The sequence below is a fragment of the Yonghaparkia sp. Root332 genome (assembly GCF_001425665.1).
Lineage (GTDB): Bacteria > Actinomycetota > Actinomycetes > Actinomycetales > Microbacteriaceae > Microcella.
In genome coordinates this window covers 907,295-927,212 of the sequence record NZ_LMCX01000002.1, presented here as the reverse complement: position 1 = coordinate 927,212, position 19,918 = coordinate 907,295, and the positions used below count along the sequence as shown (strand labels likewise).

The 19,918-nt window shown below is 72.0% G+C and carries 19 protein-coding genes; 13 read left to right on the top strand and 6 right to left on the bottom strand.

Annotated features, from left to right (window positions below; translation table 11 throughout):
* The first annotated feature begins 51 nt into the window (after nucleotides 1–51).
* Both ASC54_RS12040 and ASC54_RS12035 read left to right on the top strand, forming a co-directional pair.
* Entirely contained in the window at nucleotides 52–339 is a 288-nt protein-coding gene (locus ASC54_RS12040; protein ID WP_055861660.1) for a hypothetical protein, read from the top strand.
* Nucleotides 340–419: 80 nt separating this feature from the next.
* Nucleotides 420–1,376 carry an L-lactate dehydrogenase gene (locus ASC54_RS12035; protein ID WP_055899253.1) on the top strand — a complete coding sequence of 319 codons (957 nt, stop codon included), beginning with the start codon at nucleotides 420–422 and terminating at the stop codon, nucleotides 1,374–1,376.
* Between the two features lie 9 nt (nucleotides 1,377–1,385).
* On the opposite strand, the gene ASC54_RS12030 is transcribed toward ASC54_RS12035, so the two are convergent.
* The 3 genes from ASC54_RS12030 to ASC54_RS12020 are packed head-to-tail and all read right to left on the bottom strand — an operon-like array spanning nucleotide 1,386 to nucleotide 4,642.
* Nucleotides 1,386–1,787: an RNA-binding S4 domain-containing protein gene (locus ASC54_RS12030; RefSeq protein WP_055861655.1), complete on the bottom strand. Its 402-nt coding sequence runs from the start codon at nucleotides 1,785–1,787 to the stop codon at nucleotides 1,386–1,388.
* 31 nt (nucleotides 1,788–1,818) lie between these two features.
* Complete coding sequence (locus ASC54_RS12025) at nucleotides 1,819–2,793, bottom strand: DNA topoisomerase IB (RefSeq protein WP_055899249.1); 975 nt, start codon at nucleotides 2,791–2,793, stop codon at nucleotides 1,819–1,821.
* A gap of 4 nt (nucleotides 2,794–2,797) precedes the next feature.
* Nucleotides 2,798–4,642 (bottom strand): glycoside hydrolase family 15 protein, encoded by a 1,845-nt coding sequence (locus tag ASC54_RS12020; RefSeq protein WP_255357383.1) that lies wholly within the window; start codon nucleotides 4,640–4,642, stop codon nucleotides 2,798–2,800.
* 40 nt (nucleotides 4,643–4,682) lie between these two features.
* Here ASC54_RS12020 and ASC54_RS12015 point away from each other — a divergent pair, with 40 nt between their 5' ends.
* Both ASC54_RS12015 and ASC54_RS12010 read left to right on the top strand, forming a co-directional pair.
* Nucleotides 4,683–6,056, top strand: a complete 1,374-nt coding sequence (locus ASC54_RS12015; protein ID WP_055861646.1) for a glucose-6-phosphate dehydrogenase — start codon at nucleotides 4,683–4,685, stop codon at nucleotides 6,054–6,056.
* A 4-nt stretch (nucleotides 6,057–6,060) separates the two neighbouring features.
* On the top strand, nucleotides 6,061–6,819 hold the full coding sequence (locus ASC54_RS12010; RefSeq protein ID WP_055899244.1) for an SDR family oxidoreductase: 759 nt from the start codon (nucleotides 6,061–6,063) through the stop codon (nucleotides 6,817–6,819).
* Here ASC54_RS12010 and ASC54_RS12005 read toward each other — a convergent pair.
* A complete protein-coding gene (locus tag ASC54_RS12005) occupies nucleotides 6,816–7,280 on the bottom strand; it encodes a hypothetical protein (RefSeq protein WP_055861640.1) in 465 nt (154 codons plus the stop codon). The two genes, ASC54_RS12010 and ASC54_RS12005, sit on opposite strands and share 4 nt — an antisense overlap.
* A gap of 70 nt (nucleotides 7,281–7,350) precedes the next feature.
* Here ASC54_RS12005 and ASC54_RS12000 point away from each other — a divergent pair, with 70 nt between their 5' ends.
* The 4 genes from ASC54_RS12000 to ASC54_RS11985 all read left to right on the top strand — a co-directional run bounded on the left by ASC54_RS12000 (nucleotide 7,351) and on the right by ASC54_RS11985 (nucleotide 9,864).
* The gene (locus ASC54_RS12000; protein WP_235451467.1) at nucleotides 7,351–8,007 is read left to right on the top strand and encodes a CDP-alcohol phosphatidyltransferase family protein; all 657 of its coding nucleotides are present in this window, start codon (nucleotides 7,351–7,353) and stop codon (nucleotides 8,005–8,007) included.
* Nucleotides 8,000–8,491 carry an FHA domain-containing protein gene (locus ASC54_RS11995; RefSeq protein ID WP_055861636.1) on the top strand — a complete coding sequence of 164 codons (492 nt, stop codon included), beginning with the start codon at nucleotides 8,000–8,002 and terminating at the stop codon, nucleotides 8,489–8,491. The genes ASC54_RS12000 and ASC54_RS11995 overlap by 8 nt, the downstream gene beginning before the upstream one ends.
* Nucleotides 8,491–9,201: a MerR family transcriptional regulator gene (locus ASC54_RS11990; protein ID WP_055861634.1), complete on the top strand. Its 711-nt coding sequence runs from the start codon at nucleotides 8,491–8,493 to the stop codon at nucleotides 9,199–9,201. The genes ASC54_RS11995 and ASC54_RS11990 overlap by 1 nt, the downstream gene beginning before the upstream one ends.
* Nucleotides 9,202–9,318: 117 nt before the next feature.
* Nucleotides 9,319–9,864: a MerR family transcriptional regulator gene (locus tag ASC54_RS11985; protein ID WP_055861631.1), complete on the top strand. Its 546-nt coding sequence runs from the start codon at nucleotides 9,319–9,321 to the stop codon at nucleotides 9,862–9,864.
* 109 nt (nucleotides 9,865–9,973) lie between these two features.
* On the opposite strand, the gene ASC54_RS11980 is transcribed toward ASC54_RS11985, so the two are convergent.
* Nucleotides 9,974–10,777 (bottom strand): ParA family protein, encoded by an 804-nt coding sequence (locus tag ASC54_RS11980; RefSeq protein ID WP_055899241.1) that lies wholly within the window; start codon nucleotides 10,775–10,777, stop codon nucleotides 9,974–9,976.
* 119 nt (nucleotides 10,778–10,896) lie between these two features.
* Between ASC54_RS11980 and ASC54_RS11975 the strand changes: the two genes are divergently transcribed.
* The 3 genes from ASC54_RS11975 to ASC54_RS11965 all read left to right on the top strand — a co-directional run bounded on the left by ASC54_RS11975 (nucleotide 10,897) and on the right by ASC54_RS11965 (nucleotide 16,194).
* Complete coding sequence (locus ASC54_RS11975) at nucleotides 10,897–14,295, top strand: pyruvate carboxylase (protein WP_055899238.1); 3,399 nt, start codon at nucleotides 10,897–10,899, stop codon at nucleotides 14,293–14,295.
* Nucleotides 14,296–14,375: 80 nt separating this feature from the next.
* On the top strand, nucleotides 14,376–15,683 hold the full coding sequence (locus ASC54_RS11970; protein WP_082515073.1) for a MinD/ParA family protein: 1,308 nt from the start codon (nucleotides 14,376–14,378) through the stop codon (nucleotides 15,681–15,683).
* A gap of 10 nt (nucleotides 15,684–15,693) precedes the next feature.
* The gene (locus tag ASC54_RS11965; protein WP_055861621.1) at nucleotides 15,694–16,194 is read left to right on the top strand and encodes a peptide deformylase; all 501 of its coding nucleotides are present in this window, start codon (nucleotides 15,694–15,696) and stop codon (nucleotides 16,192–16,194) included.
* Nucleotides 16,195–16,246: 52 nt separating this feature from the next.
* Here the strand turns inward: ASC54_RS11965 and ASC54_RS11960 are convergent, their stop codons facing one another.
* Nucleotides 16,247–18,073, bottom strand: a complete 1,827-nt coding sequence (locus ASC54_RS11960) for a long-chain fatty acid--CoA ligase (RefSeq protein ID WP_055899235.1) — start codon at nucleotides 18,071–18,073, stop codon at nucleotides 16,247–16,249.
* A 102-nt stretch (nucleotides 18,074–18,175) separates the two neighbouring features.
* On the opposite strand from ASC54_RS11960, the gene ASC54_RS11955 reads away from it, so the two are divergent.
* The gene (locus ASC54_RS11955) at nucleotides 18,176–19,141 is read left to right on the top strand and encodes an ROK family glucokinase (RefSeq protein ID WP_055861614.1); all 966 of its coding nucleotides are present in this window, start codon (nucleotides 18,176–18,178) and stop codon (nucleotides 19,139–19,141) included.
* A gap of 37 nt (nucleotides 19,142–19,178) precedes the next feature.
* The gene (locus ASC54_RS11950) at nucleotides 19,179–19,868 is read left to right on the top strand and encodes a 1-acyl-sn-glycerol-3-phosphate acyltransferase (RefSeq protein ID WP_055861611.1); all 690 of its coding nucleotides are present in this window, start codon (nucleotides 19,179–19,181) and stop codon (nucleotides 19,866–19,868) included.
* Nucleotides 19,869–19,918: the final 50 nt, after the last annotated feature.

The window sequence follows — 19,918 nt, the reverse complement described above, 5'->3', positions numbered from 1 at the left end:
TCTCGGCATCGTGGCTGGCTCGACGACCGCGAGAGAGGAAGGGGCACCCCCATGCTCACACTGACGCCGACCGCCAGCACCGTGATCGAGAACCTCGTCGCCCGCGAGGCCGACCCCCAGAGCGCCGGGCTCCGCATCGACGGAGCCGCGCAGCAGAACGAGTTCGCCGTGACCGTCGAGCCGGCGCCCCTCCCCGGCGACCACGTCGTCGAGGCCGGCTCCGCCCGCGTCTTCCTCGAGCAGCACGCCTCGGTGGCGCTCGACGACAAGATCCTCGACGCCCAGGTGAGCGACGAGGGCGCTGTTCGCTTCGCGATCGGCGAGCAGCAGGGGCTCTAGCCCTTCGTATCCGCGACGGCCGCACCCCCGGTTCGGGGTGCGGCCGTCGCCATGCGCGGCGACTCTGCCAGTCTTGAGGCATGCCCGTGATCGAGAACTCCCGCCTGGCCGTCATCGGTGCCGGCGCCGTCGGAACCTCCCTCGCCTACGCCGCCCTCATCCGCGGCTCCGCGCGCGAGGTCGCCCTCTACGACATCGACGCCCGCCGCGCCGAGGCCGAGGTGCTCGATCTCGCGCACGGCACCCCGTTCACGGGCTCGAGCCGCGTCGTCGGCGGCGGCGATCTCGATGTCGTCGAAGGCGCGAACATCGTCGTCGTGACCGCGGGCGCGAAGCAGCACCCGGGCCAGAGCCGCCTCGACCTCGCCGCCACGAACGTCGCGATCCTCCGCGAGCTCATGCCCGAGCTCGTCGCCCGCGCACCCGAGGCCGTGATCATGCTCGTGACGAACCCGTGCGACGTGCTGGCCGTCGCCGCTCAGCGCTTCAGCGGCCTCGACCCGGCGCGCGTGTTCTCCAGCGGCACCGTCCTCGACTCCTCGCGCCTGCGCTGGCGGCTCGCCGAGCGGGTGGGCGTCGCCGCCTCGAGCGTGCACGCGATGATCGTGGGCGAGCACGGCGACAGCGAGTTCCCGCTCTGGTCGCAGTCGCGCATCGGTCCCATCCCCGTCCGCGACTGGGTGGGCGACGACGGCGAGCGACTCGCCGTCGAGGAGCTCGACGCGATCGCCGAGGAGGTCAAGAACGCCGCGTACACGGTGATCGCGGGGAAGGGCGCGACCAACTACGCGATCGGGCTCTCGGGCGCGCGCATCGTCGAGGCGGTGCTGCGCGACGAGAAGGCGGTCCTTCCCGTCAGCAGCGTGCTCGACGACTACCACGGGGTCAGCGGCGTCGCGCTCTCCGTGCCGAGCGTCGTCGACGCGGGCGGCGTGTCGCGCGTCATCGACACGCCGTTCTCCGCGGAGGAGGAGCGTGCGCTCCACGCGAGCGCGGCCGCGGTCCGCCGCTCGCTCGACGCGCTCGAGCTCGGCTGACGCGAGCTCTCAGAACGGGGGGATGCCCTCCTCGCGTCCCCGCAGACGCTCGATCAGTCGTCGGTCGCGCTTGGTGGGCCTGCCCGCGCCGCGCTCGCGGAGCACGTCGAGCGGCCGCTCGGCCCGGGGCGGGGGCGGGGGAGTGCGGTCCTCGTAGTTCTGCTGCGCGAGCGGCGCGCTCGTCCGCTTGGTGATGAGCCCCGTGACGGCGACGATCCGCTCGCCGCCGGGGGTGTAGGCGCGCACCAGGTCGCCGACCCTCACGGTCTGCGAGGGCTTCGCCGTCGCTCCGTTGACCTTGACGTGCCCGGCCTTGCAGGCCGCGGTCGCCGCCGAGCGCGTCGCGTACAGCCGGATCGCCCACACCCACGCATCGACCCGCGCGCTCGTCGGAACGGGGGCGGGGCTCATCCCCTCAGGGTAGGCCGCACCGCGGTGCGCGTCAGCCCAGCAGCTCGGCCAGCGCCGCGTCGCTCACGCGTCCCCGGCTGAGCGCGGCGGTCGTGCCGCGGCGGTAGCGCTCGAGCACGAGCGGGTCGATGTACGAGCTGCGAGCGACGGCGGGAGTGTTCCGCAGCCCCTCGGCCACGACGGCGACCGCCTCGCGGATCGCCCGCTCCTGCTCCTTCCTCGTCGCGGACGGACCGCACCGGGCGAGGTGCTCCGCGGCGAGCCGCGAGCCGCGCAGAGTCCGCAGGTCCTTCGGCGTGATCGCGCACCCGGTCGCCGTGCGCAGGTAGTCGCTGAGCGCCGCCGAGTGCACGCGATGCAGCCCCGAGTCATCGATCCACTCGGTGACCCGCTCGGCGCTCTCGCCGCGGGGCCCGCGCGCGCTCCGGGTGAGCACGAGCGCCGCGGCGAGGTCGTCGTCCTCGTGCTCCGCCTCCCAGCGCACGCCCGACTTCGCCGGGAAGTCGAACGCGATCGTCGAGCCCGAGACCTCCACGTGCTCCCACGCGAGCGTGAGCGCGCCGATCGTGCCGCGCTCGAGGGCGTAGCGCTCCTCGCCGACCCGCACGCCCAGGGCGTCGATGATGCGTGCGGCGATCGCGAGCGCCCGGGCCTGCGGGTCATCGCCGCGCAGGTCGCGCGTCACGCGCGCGCGCATCGCCCCGGTCGCAGCGGCGAGCTCGCGCACGCGCGCGAACTTCTTCACCCCGGCCCGCCGCGTCCACTCCTCGTGGTAGCGGTACTGGCGTCGGCCGTCGGCGTCGAGTCCCATCGCCTGCACGTGACCCCGCTCGTCGGGGCAGATCCACACGTCGCTCCACGCGGGAGGGATCGCGAGCGCGGCGATGCGCGCGCGCACGTCCGCGTCCGCGACCGACCGGCCCCGGGCATCCAGATACCGGAAGCCGCGGCCGTGCCGCACGCGGCGGATCCCTGGCGCGTCGGGGGAGGATCGCTTCAATCGCATCGGGTCAGGATGCCCGACTCGGCATCGCGGGCGACACCCGCTTGCGCGCGGTCGCGATCGCATCCGCCGCCCGCACGAGCGCGAGGTGCGAGAGCGCCTGCGGCGTGTTGCCCATGTGCCGATCGTTCTCGACGTCGTACTCCTCGGCGAGCAGTCCGACCTCGTTCGTGAGGCCGACCAGGCGGTCCATGAGCGCGACCGCGTCGTCGAGCCGGCCTCCATAGGCGAAGTTCTCCACGAGCCAGAACGCGCAGGCCAGGAACGGGTGCTCGTCGCCGGGCAGACCGTCGACCCCCGATTCGGTGCGGTAGCGCAGGGGGAGCCCGCCCCGCAGCAGCGTCTCCTCGATGCGGGTGACGGTCGCGAGCATCCGCGGGTCGTCGTGGGGGACGAAGCCGATGTGCGCCAGCTGCAGGAGAGAGGCGTCGACCTCGTCGGTGTCGTAGTGCTGCACGAACCAGCCGCCCTCGCTCACGCCGTTCGCGAGGATCTCCGCGCGCAGCCCGTCGCGCAGCGCCGCCCAGTGGTCGGCGTCGCCGTCGAGCCCGTGCTCGCGGACCGCGTGGACGCCGCGATCGAAGGCGGCCCAGAGCATCGCGCGCGAGTGGGTGAACGTGCGGTGCTCGCCCCGGATCTCCCAGATCCCGTTGTCCCGCCGGTCCAGCTGCTTCTCGGCGTGCGCGAGGAGCGCCTTCTGCAGCGACCAGGACGACTCGTCCTCCTCGACGCCGAGGTCGCGGGCCCGATCGAGGGCGATGAGCACCTCGCCGAAGATGTCGCCCTGGAACTGCGTGAAGGCCCCGTTGCCGACCCGCACGGGCGCCGAGCCGCGGTAGCCGGGCAGCGAGTCGAGCTCGTACTCCGCGAGGCGACGCTCGCCCGAGAGCCCGTACATGATCTGGAGGTCCTGCGGGTCGCCCGCGATCGCGCGCAGCAGCCACGCCCGCCACTCGGCGGCTCCCGTCTGGTGACCGTGGAGCATGAGGGCCTCCAGCGTGAGCGCGGCGTCCCGCAGCCAGACGTAGCGGTAGTCCCAGTTGCGGCTCCCGCCGAGGTCCTCGGGCAGGCTCGTCGTGGGGGCCGCGACGATGCCTCCGGTGTCCTCGTGGGTGAGGGCGCGCAGCACGAGCAGCGAGAGCCGCACGTGCTCGTCGTAGGCGCCGGGCGCCGCGCAGGTGAGCGCCCACTCCCGCCACCACGCGCGCGTGCGGTCGAGCTGAGCGTCGACGTCGAGCGGGCCCGGCGCGGGGCGGTGGGCGGGGAACCAGGTGAGCACGGTGTCGACGGTCTCGCCCGCGCGCACGAGGGTCTCGGCGCGGTGCGCGTGGTCGATGGCGCGGAAGCGAGGCCCCCGGACGACGACCGCGTCCGGGCCGGCGATGGCGACGAGAGCGGGATGCTCGTCCGTGCCCATCTGCCGGACCCACGGCATCGCGCTCGCATAGTCGAATCTGATCCTCAGCACCTGCTCGACGGCGACCTCGCCGCTCACGCCCCGCACGCGGCGCACGACGTCGGCGCGACGATCGCCGTGCGGCATCGCGTCGATGACCTCGATCTCGCCGGTGGCGGTGCGCCAGCGGGTGACGAGCACGAGCGTGTCGGGCTCGTAGCGCCGGCCGAGCATCTCGGCCTCGCCGACGGGGCGCAGCACCCACTGCCCGTGCTCCTCGGTGCCGAGCAGCGCGCCGAGCATCGAGGCCGAGTCGAAGCGGGGGAGGCACAGCCAGTCGATCGCCCCCTCTCGATCGATGAGGGCGGCGGTGTGGCAGTCGCCGATGATGGCGTAGTCCTCGATCGGGGCGGGCATCCTCCCAGCCAATCGGAGCTTCCTCCGAACTCGGTGCACGCGGGGCCGCGGCGCGCCCGGTCGCGCCTAGCGTGGAGGGATGCCTTCCTCCCGCGACCGCTCTCTGATCATCCTCGGCGCGACGGGCGACCTCGCCGAACGGCTCCTCCTCCCGGGCCTGGCGAGCCTCCTCGACGCGGGGCGCGCGCGGGGAATCGAGCTCATCGGCGCGAGCAGCAGCGACTGGAGCGACGATCGCTGGCGCGACCTCCTGCGCTCGACGCTCGGGGACTCCGCGGGCGACGCGCTGCCGGGCATCCTCGACCGGGCCCGGTACGTGCGCACCGACGCGACCGACGCGGATGCCCTGCGCGCGCTGCTCGCCGCGGCGACCCGCCCGCCGCTGCTGTACCTGGCCGTCCCGCCCTCGATCGCGCTGGCGACGGTCGAGGCGCTCGCGGAGGTCGAGCTGCCGGCCGGCGCGGTCCTCGTCCTCGAGAAGCCCTTCGGGGTCGACAGCGAGAGCGCCGCGCACCTCAACGCCCGGCTCGCCGAGCTCCTCCCGGAGGACCGCGTCTTCCGCGTCGACCACTTCCTCGGCAAGTCCACGGTCGCGAACCTCATCGGCCTGCGGGCCGCCAATCGCGTCATCGAGGCGGTGTGGAGCCGCGAGGGCATCGCCCGGCTCGAGATCGTCTACGACGAGTCGCTCGCGCTCGAGGGCAGGGCCGGCTACTACGACACGGCCGGGGCGCTCGTCGACATGATCCAGAGCCACCTGCTCCTCGTGCTCGCGCTCGCCGCGATGGAGCTGCCCTCGAGCCTCGAGGCCGACGACCTGCACGGCGCGATGATGCAGGTTCTGCGCGCGACGAGCGTCCGGGGCGGCGACGCCGTCGCCTCCAGCCGCCGCGCTCGGTACACCGCGGGCGCGGTCGAGGGCGACGCCGTTCCCGATTACACGGCGGAGGAGGGCGTCGACCCGGCGCGCGCGACCGAGACGCTCGCGGAGGTCGTGCTCGACATCGCCACGCCGCGCTGGGCGGGCGTGCCGGTCGTGCTGCGCAGCGGCAAGGCGCTGGGCCACCCCTCGACGCACGTGCGGGCGAGCATGCGATCCGCGCCTCACCTCCCCCGAGGGCTCGAGCCCGCGGCGGGAGCCCCGGCGATCATCGTCGCGCTGAGTCCCGAGCGGCTCTCGATCGAGCTCGACATCAACGGCGCCGGCGACCCCTCCGATCTCGACCGCGTGAGCCTCGATGCGGAGTTCGCGGCCGGCGAGCTCACGGCGTACGGCGAGGTGCTCGGTGACGTGCTCGAGGGCGACTCGGCCTTCACCGTCCGCGGGGACATCGCCGAGGAGTGCTGGCGCATCGTCGAGCCCGTGCTCGAGGCGTGGCGCGCCGACCGCGTGCCGCTCGAGGAGTACCCCGCCGGCTCGAACGGACCGTCCGGCTGGGCGCCGCTACCGTAGCTCTATGACGACGGCTCTCATCACGGGCGCGACGGCCGGCATCGGCGCCGAGTTCGCCCGCCAGCTCGCCGCCCGCGGAACCGACCTGGTGCTCGTCGCCCGGACGGCCTCCCGCCTCGAGCAGGTCGCCGCCGAGCTGCGCTCGCGCCACGGCGTCGGCGTCGAGACGATCGCGGCCGATCTGTTCGACGAGGCCGGGGTCGGCGCGGTGGAGCGCCGCGTCCGCGACGACGCGCATCCCGTCGACCTGCTGGTCAACAACGCCGGGCACGGGCTCGTCACCGACTTCGCCTCCTCGCCGCTCGACGACGAGGTGCGCCACCTCGACCTCCACGTGGGTGTGCCGCTGCGCCTCACGCACGCGGCGATGCAGGGGATGCTCTCCCGCGGCCACGGCCGCATCGTCCTGATCTCGAGCGTCGCGGCCTTCACCCCCCGCGGCAGCTACGGCGCCGCGAAGGCCTGGGGCGTCTCGTTCGCGCGCTGGGCGAACCTGCGGTACCGCGGCCGAGGCGTGAGCGTCACGGCGGTCGCGCCGGGCTTCACGCGCACCGAGTTCCACGAGCGCATGGGCGTCGCCACGACGGGGGTCCCCGGGGCGCTCTGGCTCGACGTGCGCGACCTCGTGCGGCTCGCGCTGCGCGACATCGACCGCGGCCGAGCGGTGTCGATCCCGACCCTGCGGTACAAGATCATCGCGGGGCTCGCGCGCGTGCTGCCAGCGCGTGTCGCGGCGGCGGGCAGCCTCGCGCCGAACGACTAGACGGAGACGGGCTGCGCGGGCTCGTCGGCGAGCTGCGCCTTCCACGCGACGAGGCCGCGGACGGTGGCGCTCGCGTCCTCCGCGAGGCGCTCCATGGCGTCGGCGGGCACGAAGTAGTTGATGGCGACCCACGCGCGGACGGTCTCGTCGGGGTCGGAGGCGAGCTCGCGGAGGATGTCGCACGGGGTGTGCTCGTTCTTCGCCACGCACGCCCGCACGCTCGCGACCGGGTCCTTCGCGAGGGCGGCGTAGACCTCATCAGGGGCGTGGTACGACAGCGCGGCGCTCTCGCGGATCCGCGGGTTCGCGTCGCTCGCGAGCCGGCGGATGCGGGCGATCTTCGATGCGGTCACGGTGGGGGAGAGGAACTGCGCGACCGGGTCGGGCGAGGTCGCGCGCGCGGGGGCGCTCGCGGCGAGCTGTCGGCGCTGGGCTGGGGTGTTGAAGCGGATGCACGACATGCGCGGCAGAATAACCCGCGGCCGCGGCATCCGCGCTGTCGGGCACGCCGTGCCTCACTACACTGACAGCGTGAGCGAAGCCGACGCAGTGCCCCCGGCGAGCCGCCCGCCCGTCAGCACGCGCATCCTCACCATCCCTAACCTGCTGAGCGCCATCCGCCTCGCGCTCGTGCCCGTCTTCCTCCTGCTGGTCCTGACGGGCCAGGACGTCGCCGCTCTGCTCGTGATCGTGTTCTCGAGCGTCTCCGACTACGTCGACGGCATCATCGCCCGTCGCTTCAGCCAGATCACGCGCCTCGGGCAGCTGCTCGACCCGGCCGCGGATCGCCTGTTCATCTTCGCCGCGGTCGTCGCCCTCGCCGTGCGCGAGGTCGTGCCGTGGTGGCTCGTCGTCGTCATCGTCGGCCGCGACGTCATGCTCGTGGTCCTCGGCGTCGTCCTCGCGCAGCATCGCTACGGTCCGCTTCCCGTGCATCACCTGGGCAAGCTCGCGACCTTCGCGCTGTTCTACGCGCTGCCCATCCTCGTGCTCGGGCAGGCGTTCCCCGACGCCCGCGTCGTATCCGACCCGATCGGCTGGGCGTTCGCCCTCTGGGGTGCCTTCCTCTACTGGTGGGCGGGCGCTCTCTACCTGCGTCAGACCCTCGAGCTCGTGGGGAATCGACCCGGAGCCCCCGTGCCGGCATCGGATACGCTGAGTGATCTGAGGAGGTCCACTGATGGCTGAGAACGTGTCTGCCCGCCCCGCGGGGGACGAGCAGAGCAGCGCCGCGCCGGCGTACAACTCGTCCGAGACGACGGTCCACTACGGTCCGGACTTCGTCGCGCAGCTCGCCGCCATGGAGGCCGGGGTCACCGTCGAGGAGCAGGAGGCGATCGCGGCCCTGCCGTCCGGCTCCGCTCTGCTCATCGTGCGTCGCGGCCCGAACACCGGAGCCCGCTTCCTCCTCGACGCCGACGTGACGGTCGCGGGTCGGCACCCCGACGCCGACATCTTCCTGGACGACGTGACCGTCTCGCGCAAGCACGCGGAGTTCCACCGCGACGGCACGTCATTCACGGTGCGCGACCTCGGCTCGCTCAACGGCCTCTTCTTCAACGGCGAGCGCATCGACGGCACCGCCGCGCTCGTCGACGGCTCGGAGGTGCAGGTCGGCAAGTTCCGCCTCACCTTCTACGCCTCGCGCGCCGACCGCCGCCCGGTCGCCTAGTGGCGGAGCGGTCCGCCGCCGCAGCCCGTCGCCCCGCGACGCCTGCGGCATCCCTGCTGAGCATCGGGCAGGTGCTCGCCAAGCTCAGCCCGGAGTTCCCCGACCTGACGCCCTCGAAGCTGCGCTTCCTGGAGGAGCGCCAGCTCATCTCCCCGTCGCGCACCGAGTCGGGCTACCGCAAGTTCTCTCCCTCCGATGTCGACCGTCTGCGCTTCGTCCTGACGATGCAGCGCGATCACTACCTCCCGCTCAAGGTGATCCGCGGCTATCTCGACGAGCTCGACGCCGGGCGCACGCCCAGCCTCCCGCTCGGCGGCGCCGTCCCCGCCCCGTCGATGCTCGCCACCGAGCGCCGGTACAGCCGCGACGAGCTCGTGCGGGAGGCCGGTGCGACTACGGCACTCCTCGGCGACGCGGTCAGCGCATCACTCATCGCCCCCGGCGAGACGTACGGCGAGGAGGCCCTGCAGGTGCTGCGCTCGCTCGTGGAGCTGCAGCGCTCGGGCATCGAGCCGCGCCATCTCCGCGGGTTCCGGGCGGCCGCCGAGCGCGAGCTCGGGCTCATCGAGAGCGCCCTCATCCCGGTGTCCCGACGGAACGATCCGTCCTCCCGCGCGCGGGCGGCCGAGCTGGCCCTCGAGATCGCCGGGCAGCTCGAGATCGTGCGCTCGAGCCTGATCAGATCGGCGCTCGGCAGGCTACAGTCGTAGTCGGGCCCGACACGCCGCGCCGACGGTGCGAATGTCTGCGGCGGGGGTCGGGTGGCTCGCTAGTCTGGATGACGTGATGCGAAGTATCACGTTAACGATGAAGGTTAGGTAGAGGCCATGAGCGACGTCAGCCGCCGCGACGAACGGTACGACCTCGGCCTGCTCTTCACCGACGGCCTCCCCGAGCTCGACGACCAGGCCGGCTACCGCGGCGCCGTCGCCGCCCGCGCCGCCGGGATCTCCTACCGGCAGCTCGACTACTGGGCGCGCACGCAGCTCGTCGAGCCCACGGTGCGCGGCGCCGCCGGCTCCGGCACGCAGCGGCTCTACGGCTTCCGCGACATCCTCGTGCTCAAGCTCGTCAAGCGGCTGCTCGACACCGGCATCTCGCTCCAGCAGATCCGCACCGCGGTCAACCAGCTCCGTGAGGCCGGCGTCAACGACCTCGCCCAGACCACTCTCATGAGCGACGGCGCGAGCGTCTACCTCTGCACCTCCGACGACGAGGTCATCGACCTCGTCAGCCGCGGGCAGGGCGTCTTCGGCATCGCCGTCGGCAAGGTCCTCCGCGAGGTCGAGAGCTCGCTCGTCGACCTCGACTCGACAGCCGCCGCCGACCCCGCCGACGAGCTCGCCCAGCGCCGCGCCACGCGCGCGAGCTGACCCGCGGGCCCGGCCCCGGGCATCCCGTCTCGCACGCGCGGCGCCTCACGGCGCGACCTCGACGGCGGGACGTCCGTCCGGACGGTCGTCCCGCCGGGGAAGTGCGGATCTAGCGCTGTGCGTACTCGCCCATGCGCGCGGTGCGCATGACGCGCTCGAGCAGCTGGTCGAAGTTCCGGGCCATCTCCTGGGCGCTCTCGCCCGGCCAGATGTGCAGCGGCTTCGCCGCGCCCTGCGCCTGCTGGAGCGAGGTGCGCTCCGGCAGCTGGGGGGCGAGCACGAGCGGGCCGAACATGTCGCGGAGCTCCTTGATGCGGAACTGGTGCTCGAGCGACTGCACGCGCGCACGGTTGACGATGATGCCGAGCGGCTGCAGGCGGGGCGAGAGGCCGCGGCGGATCTCCTCGATGGCGCGCAGCGCTCGGTCGGCGGCTGCGACCGAGAACAGGCCGGGCTCGGTGACCACGACGACGCGGTCGCTCGCTGCCCAGGCGGTACGGGTGAGCGCGTTGAGTGACGGGGCGCAGTCGATGAGCACGAGGTCGTAGTCGTTCTCGACGTGCGCGAGGGCCTCCTCGAGCTTCCAGATCTCGCGGATGCTCGGGTGCGGCCCGTCGAAATTGATCGCGCTGGGGCTGCCGATGAGCACGTCGACCGTGCCGGTGCGCCCCTTCGTCCAGCCGGAGGGGGCGATCGCCTGACGGACGGTCTTCTCCTTCGGGGAGGCCAGGACGTCGGCGACGTTGAGCCGCCCGGCGACGGAGATGTCCATTCCGGTGGAGGCGTCGGACTGCGGGTCCAGGTCGACGACGAGCGTTCGCAAACCGCGCGAGAAGGCCGCGGATGCCAGCCCGAGCGTCACCGTGGTCTTCCCCACGCCTCCCTTGAGGGAGCTGATGCTCAGTACGTGCACGATCAACGACCCTACCTTCACTAGTCTTGAAGTGCGCGCCCACGCGCCGACCTCGGTATGCCACCACGATCCATCGCGGGCCTCCTCATCGCCCGTTCGGGTCACCCTGAGAGGAATCGATGTTCCGGAAGATCCTTGTTGCCAATCGCGGGGAGATCGCGATCCGCGCCTTCCGAGCCGCGTACGAACTGGGGGCGCGCACCGTCGCGGTCTTCCCGTACGAGGATCGCAATTCGATGCACCGCCTCAAGGCGGACGAGGCCTACCAGATCGGCGAGCCCGGGCACCCCGTGCGCGCCTACCTGGACGTCGCCGAGATCATCCGCGTCGCCAAGGAGAGCGGGGCCGACGCGATCTACCCCGGCTACGGCTTCCTCAGCGAGAACCCCGATCTGGCCCAGGCCGCCGCCGACGCGGGAATCGCCTTCATCGGCCCGCCGCGCGCCGTCCTCGAGATGGCCGGCAACAAGGTCACAGCGAAGGAGCACGCGATCGCCGCGGGAGTGCCCGTCCTGAAGTCGAGCCCCGCGACGACCGACATCGAGGTGCTCGTCGCCGCGGCCGACGAGATCGGCTTCCCCGTCTTCGCCAAGGCCGTCGCCGGCGGCGGCGGGCGGGGGATGCGCCGGGTGGAGAAGCGGGAGGACCTGCGCGCGGCCCTCGAGGCCGCCATGCGCGAGGCGGACAGCGCGTTCGGCGACGCGACGATGTTCGTCGAGCAGGCCGTCGTGCGCCCGCGCCACATCGAGGTGCAGATCCTCGCCGACTCGCACGGCGAGACCGTGCACCTGTTCGAGCGCGACTGCTCGGTGCAGCGCCGACACCAGAAGGTCGTCGAGATCGCCCCGGCTCCGAACCTCGACGAGGATGTCCGCCAGGCGATGTACCGCGACGCCGTCGCCTTCGCGAGGTCCATCGGCTACGTCAACGCCGGCACGGTCGAGTTCCTCCTCGACACGGCGGGGGAGCGCACGGGCCAGCACGTCTTCATCGAGATGAACCCGCGCATCCAGGTGGAGCACACCGTGACCGAGGAGGTCACCGACGTCGACCTCGTGCAGTCCCAGATGCGGATCGCCTACGGCCAGTCGCTCGCCGAGCTGGGCCTGACGCAGGAGCACATCCACCTGCGCGGCGCGGCGCTGCAGTGCCGCATCACGACGGAGGACCCGGCGAGCGGCTTCCGCCCCGACACCGGCAAGATCACGACCTACCGCTCGCCCGGCGGCGCCGGAGTGCGCCTCGACGGCGGCACGATCGCCTCGGGCGCTCAGATCTCGCCCCACTTCGACTCGATGCTCGCGAAGATGACCTGCCGCGGTCGCGACTTCGGCGCCGCGGTCGCGCGCGCCCGTCGCGGTCTCGCCGAGTTCCGCATCCGCGGCGTGACCACGAACATCCCGTTCCTCCAGGCCGTCCTCGACGACCCGCAGTTCCAGGCGGGCGATCTGAGCACGTCGTTCATCGACGAGCGTCCGGAGCTCGTGCGCGCCAACATCTCCAAGGACCGCGGCACGAAGGTCCTGAACTGGCTCGCCGATATCACGGTCAACCAGCCCAACGGCGCCGGCGCGACGGCGATCGATCCCGCGACGAAGCTGCCGGAGATCGACCTCGACGCCTCCGCACCGGCGGGCTCGCGCCAGCGCCTGCTCGAGCTCGGCCCGGTGGGCTTCGCCCGCGCCCTGCGCGGGCAGACCGCGCTCGCGGTGACCGACACGACGTTCCGCGACGCGCACCAGTCGCTGCTCGCGACGCGCGTCCGCACGAAGGACCTCGTCGAGGTCATGCCGCACGTGGCCCGGATGACGCCCGGGCTCCTGAGCGTCGAGGCCTGGGGCGGGGCGACCTACGACGTCGCGCTGCGCTTCCTCGGCGAGGACCCGTGGCAGCGCCTCGCGGCGATGCGGGAGGCCCTGCCGAACATCGCCATCCAGATGCTGCTGCGCGGCCGTAACACGGTCGGCTACACCCCGTACCCCACGGAGGTGACCGAGGCGTTCGTGCGGGAGGCGGCCGAGACGGGGATCGACGTGTTCCGGATCTTCGACGCGCTCAACGACGTCGACCAGATGCGGCCCGCGATCGAGGCCGTGCTCGCGACGGGCTCGACCGTCGCCGAGGTCGCGCTCTGCTACTCCGGCGACCTGCTCGATCCGGCGGAGGACCTCTACACGCTCGACTACTACCTGCGTCTCGCGGAGCAGGTCGTCGACGCCGGCGCTCACATCATCGCGATCAAGGACATGGCGGGCCTGCTGCGCGCGGGCGCCGCCGAGAAGCTCGTCGCCGCAATGCGCGAGCGCTTCGACCAGCCGGTGCACCTCCACACGCACGACACGGCGGGCGGTCAGCTCGCGACGCTCCTGGCCGCGTCGCGCGCGGGCGTCGACGCGGTCGACGTGGCGAGCGCGCCCATGGCCGGCACGACCTCGCAGCCTCCGTTCTCCGCGCTCGTCGCCGCCCTCGCCCACACCGAGCGCGACACCGGGCTGAGCCTGCAGGCGGTGAGCGACCTCGAGCCGTACTGGGAGGCCGTGCGGCGGGTCTACGCGCCGTTCGAGTCGGGTCTCTCCGGCCCGACGGGGCGCGTGTACCACCACGAGATCCCGGGCGGGCAGCTCTCGAACCTCCGCCAGCAGGCGATCGCGCTCGGGCTCGGCGACCGCTTCGAGCTCATCGAGGACTGGTACGCCGCGGCCAACCGCATCCTCGGCCGCCCCACGAAGGTCACGCCGTCCTCCAAGGTCGTGGGCGACCTCGCCCTGCAGATGGCCGCGGCCGGCGCCGACCCGGCCGACTTCGAGGCGAACCCCGAGAAGTACGACATCCCCGACTCGGTCATCGGGTTCATGGCGGGCGAGCTGGGCGACCTGCCCGGCGGCTGGCCCGAGCCCTTCCGCTCGAAGGTGCTCGCCGGTCGAACGGTCAAGATCGGCACGACGCCGCTCACCGAGGACCAGCAGGCCAAGCTCGACGGCTCGACCGATGAGCGTCGTCTCATGCTCAATCAGCTCCTCTTCCCGCAGCCCACCCAGCAGTTCCTGCAGGTGCGCGAGCAGTTCGGCGACCTCTCCGTGCTGAGCACGCCCGACTACCTCTACGGCCTCAAGCCCGGCGTCGAGCACATCATCGAGATCGAGCGCGGCGTGAGCCTGTTCGTGAGCCTCGAGGCGATCGGCGAGCCCGACGAGAAGGGCATGCGCAGCGTCATGGCGACCCTCAACGGGCAGATGCGCCCGGTCACGATCCGCGATCGGGGCATCGCGGTGGACACCGTGCAGGCGGAGAAGGCCGATCCCGCGCATCCCGGTCAGATCGCCGCGCCCTTCATGGGAGTCGTCACGCTCAAGATCGCGGAGGGCGACGCGGTGGAGGCGGGGGCCCCCGTCGCGACGATCGAGGCCATGAAGATGGAGGCGGCGATCACGAGCCCGGTCTCGGGCACGGTGCGCCGGCTCGCGATCCCCGCCACGCAGCAGGTGGAGGCGGGCGACCTTCTCGTCGTCATCGACTGAGCACGATTCACTCCTTCGCGGGACCCGGGCAGCTCGGGCGATAGACTGGGCCGTCCACGAGAACGACGAAGGGTTCGTGAATGGTGACCGACCGCGCCTCCGGCGATGAGAGCGAGATCGTGCACGGGCGCGCCCGCTCCGTGGCCGAGGGCCTCGAGCCGGCCGGCGGGGACGACCTCGCGACCGCGCTCCCCGAGAGCCTGACGATCGAGGTCGCGCTTCCCGCCCCGGTGCACGAGGCGCCGGAGGAGGAGACCGCCGTCGCCCTCGTCGGCACCGGAATCGACCCCTCCGTCATCGAGGTTCTCGAGAGCGGGACGACGTCGATCTCGCTCTCCGAGCCCGCCATCGTCGCCGTGACGACGCCGGCGAGCCCGGCGGACACGGGCTCGGTCGCGATCGCCGACTACTCCCGCCGCGAGCGCATGGCGGGGGCGGATGTCGGCCCCGAGTCCGCCGCGATGCTCACCGCCGATCGCCTCATCGACCCGCGGCGCGGGCCCCGTTCGGCCCCGGAGGGCGCGTGGCAGCGCTTCGTCTACCGCGCCACCCTCACGCGCGTGAATCTCGGCGACTCCGCCCGCGTCCGCGCCCGCAAGGAGCTCGATGCGCGCATCGACGCCGTGCTCGAGGGCGGAGCCCGCTTCGTCCCCGTGCTCACCCGCAAGGGCGGCGTCGGCAAGACGACCATCACGACCCTGCTCGGGATGGCGCTCGCCACGGTCCGAGAGGACCGCATCATCGCGATCGACGCCAATCCCGACCGCGGAACCCTCGCCGAGCGGGTGACCAAGCAGACGCGCGCGACCGTGCGCGACGTCGTCAACCGGGCCGCGAGCATCCAGGGCTTCACCGACTTCACGAAGCTCGTCTCGCGCGATACGACCCGCTTGGACATCCTCGCCTCCGACACCGACCCGATGCTCTCGGAGGCGTTCGATGAGAACGACTACAACGTGGTCGCCGACCTCGCCGCGCGCTACTACTCGATCGTGCTCACCGACTGCGGCACGGGCATCGTGCACTCCGTCATGCGCGCGACCCTGCAGCGCGCCGACTCGATCGTCATCGTGTCGGGCGGCAGCGTCGATGAGGCGCGACTGGCCTCCGAGACGCTCACCTGGCTCGAGGCGAACGGGTACGGCGAGCTGGTCCGCAACGCCGTCGTCGCGATCAACACCGCCACGCAGGGCACGAACCTCGTGAAGCTCGAGGAGATCGAGGCCCACTTCGCCTCCCGCGTGCGGCAGATCGTCCGCATCCCCTACGATGAGCAGCTCGCGGCGGGGTCGGTCATCCACTGGAACGACCTGCGGCCGCTCACCCGCCAGTCGGCCCGAGAGCTCGCCGCGATCGTCATCGACGGCATGCCCGACCGGGAGTCGTGAGCGCCGTCCGATGACCGTCCGTCCCATCCGACTCTTCGGAGATCCGGTGCTCCGATCGCGCGCCGACGAGGTCGTCCGGTTCGACGCCTCTCTCCGATTGCTCGTCGACGACCTCCTCGACACCGTGCGGGTTCCCGGCCGCGCGGGCGTCGCGGCGAATCAGATCGGCGTCGGCCTGCGGGTGTTCAGCCTCAACATCGACGGCGAGGTGAGCTACATCGTCAACCCCGTCCTCGCCGAGGTGCGCGGTGAGCCGGAGCCCGTCGAGGAGGGCTGCCTCTCGGTGCCCGGGTTCGGCTTCCCGCGTCTCCGCCACCCGTGGGCGCGGGTTACCGGCCTCGACGGCGACGGCGCTCCGATCGAGCTCGCGGGGGAGGGGCTGCTCGCCCAGGCCCTGCAGCACGAGACCGATCATCTCGACGGGCGGCTCTACGTCGAGGGCCTGGCTCCGGAGATCAAGCGCGAGGCCATGCGAGCGATCCGCCAGGCGGAGTGGTTCGGCCGCTCGTAGAACGCGGACGGGGCGCCGGACCGCGTCCGACGCCCCGCGAGTCGCGCGGCTGCTACTGCTGCAGCGAGATTCCCTGCGTCGCCGGAGCGCCGGAGTACATCGCCTCGATCGTGCTCGCGAAGTCGGCGACGATGACGTTGCGCTTGATGCTCATCTTGGGCGTCAGATGGCCGCTGGTCTCCGTGAACTCGACGGGGAGGACCGTGAACTTCCGGATCGACTCCGCGCGCGACACGCGGCTGTTGGCCGCGTCGATCGAGCGCTGGACCTCCGCGAGCACCTTGGGGTGCTTGACCGCGTCGGTGAGGGGCATCGTGGCGTCCTCGCCGTTGTTGTTGAGCCACACCGGGAGCATCTCCGGGTCGAGCGTCACGAGCGCGGAGACGAACGGCTTCTGGTCGCCGACGACGACGACCTGGCCGACGATCGGGTTGGCGCGGATCGGGTCCTCGAGCGCGGCGGGGGCCACGTTCTTGCCGCCGGCCGTGACGAGGATCTCCTTCTTGCGGCCGGTGATCGTCAGGTAGCCGTCGGCATCGAGCGAGCCGATGTCGCCCGTCCGGAACCACTCGCCGTCCATGACCTCGGCGGTCGCCTCGGGCTTGTTCCAGTAGCCGCCGAAGACGTTGACGCCCTTGACGAGGATCTCCCCGTCGTCCTCGATGCGGACCCCGACGCCCGGCAGCGCCGGCCCCGTCGTGCCGATCTTGAACTTGTTCACGAGGTTCACGGTCGCCGGGGCGGTGGTCTCGGTCAGGCCGTAGCCCTCGAGGATCCGGATGCCGAGGCTGCGGAAGAAGTGGCCGAGGCGGGGGCCGAGCGGCGCGGAGCCGGAGACGGCGTACTGCACCCGCCCGCCCATCGCGGTCTTGAGCTTCGAGTAGACGAGCCTGTCGAAGACGGCGAACTGCACCTTGAGCCCCAGCGGCACGTGGCCGGCGTCGAGCGCCTTCGAGTGCGCGACAGCGACGTCGGCGGCCCGACGGAAGATCTTGCCCTTGCCGCCGGCCTCCGCCTTCTGCTCGGCCGAGTTGTAGACCTTCTCGAACACGCGCGGCACCGCGAGGAGGAAGGAGGGCCTGAACGAGCCGAGCGCGGCGAGCAGCTGCTTGGTGTCGGCCTGGTGGCCCACCTTCGCGCCGGCGTGCACGGCCAGGATCGAGATGAAGCGCGCGAAGATGTGCGCCGTCGTGATGAAGAGAAGGGTGGAGGAGCCGGGTGCCACGACCTCCTTCATGGCGACCGCCGCGTTGCGGCAGGTCTCGACGAAGTTGGAGTGGGTGAGGATGCAGCCCTTGGGGGTGCCGGTCGAGCCCGAGGTGTAGATGAGCGTCGCCAGGTCGGTGCCCTTCGCGATGCGCCGGCGCTCCTCCAGCTGCTCGTCGGTGACCGACCCTGGGTCGGCGGCGAGCTTCTCGAGGTCGCCGAGGTGCATCTGCCAGACGCGGCCCACGTGGGGCAGATCTCCCGCGACCTCGTCGTAGCGCGAGAAGTGCTCCGCAGTCTCGACGATGAGCTCGCGCGCCCCCGAGTCCTCCAGGATGTACTGGATCTGGCTCGGCGAGCTCGTCTCGTAGATCGGCACGAGCACGGCACCGGCGAACCACGTCGCGAAGTCCACGAGGGTCCACTCGTAGCGCGTCTTGCACATGAAGCCGATCTTGTCGCCGGCCTGAACGCCGGCGGCCATGAGGCCCTTGGCGAGCGCGACGACCTGGGAGTGGAACTCGCCTGCCGTGACGTCGCTCCAGCCGCCGTCCGCGGTCGGGAGCGAGAAGAGCGGCGCGTCGGGATCGACGGCGACGCGGTCGACGAGCAGGTCGCTCGCGTTCGCGCCGGGATCGGGCGACACGACGGCCGGGACGACGAATTCTTGCACGGGGACTCCTTTGGCACCGTCAACGGGTGGGTACAGTGCGACCACTCTAGCCCGCGCATCGCGGCCGGGGACGGGACTCGAGGCTCACTAGACTCTCTCCTCGTGCATGCTGTGGGAATCGACATCGGTGGAACGAAAATCGCGGGCGCTCTTGTCGGCGATGACGGAAGGATCCTCGCGGAGGACCGTCATCCGACGCCCGCGGGCGACCCGCATGCGATCGTCGACGTCGTCGTGGAGATGGTGCAGCGCCTGAGCGCGGGCCAGCAGGTCATCGCCGCGGGCGTCGCCGCCGCCGGTTTCATCGACTCCGCGCAGTCGACGGTCTACTACGCGCCGAACATCAACTGGCGCAACGAGCCCTTCCGCGATCGCCTCCGCGACCGTCTCGGCATCGACGTCACGATCGACAACGACGCGAACGCCGCCGGGTGGGCCGAGTTCCGATTCGGCGCGGCGCGCGACGTGCGGGACATGACGATGCTCACCATCGGCACGGGCGTCGGCGGTGCCATCGTCACGGGCGACCGGCTCCTCCGCGGCGGCTTCGGCACGGCGGGCGAGCTCGGCCACCTGCGCGTCGTGCCGGACGGCCTGCCCTGCGGGTGCGGTGCGCGTGGCTGCATCGAGCAGTACGGCTCCGGCCGGGCGCTGCTGCGGATGGCCAACGAGATCGCCGATGCCGGGGGCATCGGCCTGGCCCTCGCCGATGCGCGCGCGCAGAACGGTGCGCTCGATGGGAGCATCCTCGCCGCCCTCATCACCGAGGGCGATCCGGGCGCCCTCCACGCCCTCTCGCAGCTGGGGCGCTGGCTCGGTCAGGCGTGCGCGAGCCTGTCGGCCGTGCTCGACCCCGAGATGTTCGTCTTCGGCGGGGGAGTCTCGATCGCGGGCGACCTGCTCCTCGACCCGGTGCGCGAGGCGTACCTGGCCCACCTCCCCGCCCGCGGCTACCACCCGGAGCCGGTCTTCGTCACCGCGCAGCTCGTCAACGACGCCGGCGTCGTCGGCGCGGCCGACCTCGCGCGGATCCACGCGGCGGGCATCGGCGCCGCGACCGCGAGCTAGGGTTGTCGGATACGACCGGTACGGGGGAGGGACGACGATGTTCTACTGGCTGATGAAGAACCTCGTCATCGGGCCCATTCTGCTGACGGTGTTCCGACCGTGGGTGCGCGGCGTCGAGAACGTCCCGCGCACGGGCCCGGTCATCCTCGCCAGCAACCACCTCTCGTTCGTCGACTCGATCTTCCTGCCTCTGGTGCTCGACCGTCGCGTGGTCTTCCTCGCCAAGAGCGACTACTTCACGGGCACGGGCATCAAAGGCTGGCTCACGCGCGTCTTCTTCGAGGCGAGCGGCCAGCTGCCGATCGACCGATCGGGAGGCAAGGCCAGCGAGGCCTCGCTCAACACCGGTCTTCGGGTGCTCTCCGAGGGCTTCGCGCTCGGCATCTACCCGGAGGGCACCCGCAGCCCCGACGGCGTGATGTACCGCGGCCGGACCGGCGTCGCCCGCATGATCCTGGAGTCGGGCGCGACGGTCGTGCCCGTCGCGATGATCGACACCGAGAAGGTCATGCCGATCGGCGTGCGGATCCCCAAGGTCATGCGGCCGGGAGTCGTCTTCGGCGAGCCGCTCGACTTCTCGCGCTTCGCGGGCCTCGAGTCCGACCGCTTCGTGCTCCGCTCCATCACCGACGAGATCATGTACGAGCTCAACCGCCTCAGCGGACAGGAGTACCACGACGTCTACGCGACGACCGTGAAGGACAAGCGGCCGGCGCACGTGCGCTGACCCGGCCCTCCGCCGCTCGCAGCGCCAGCCCTGAGGCCTTCTCGGGGCCG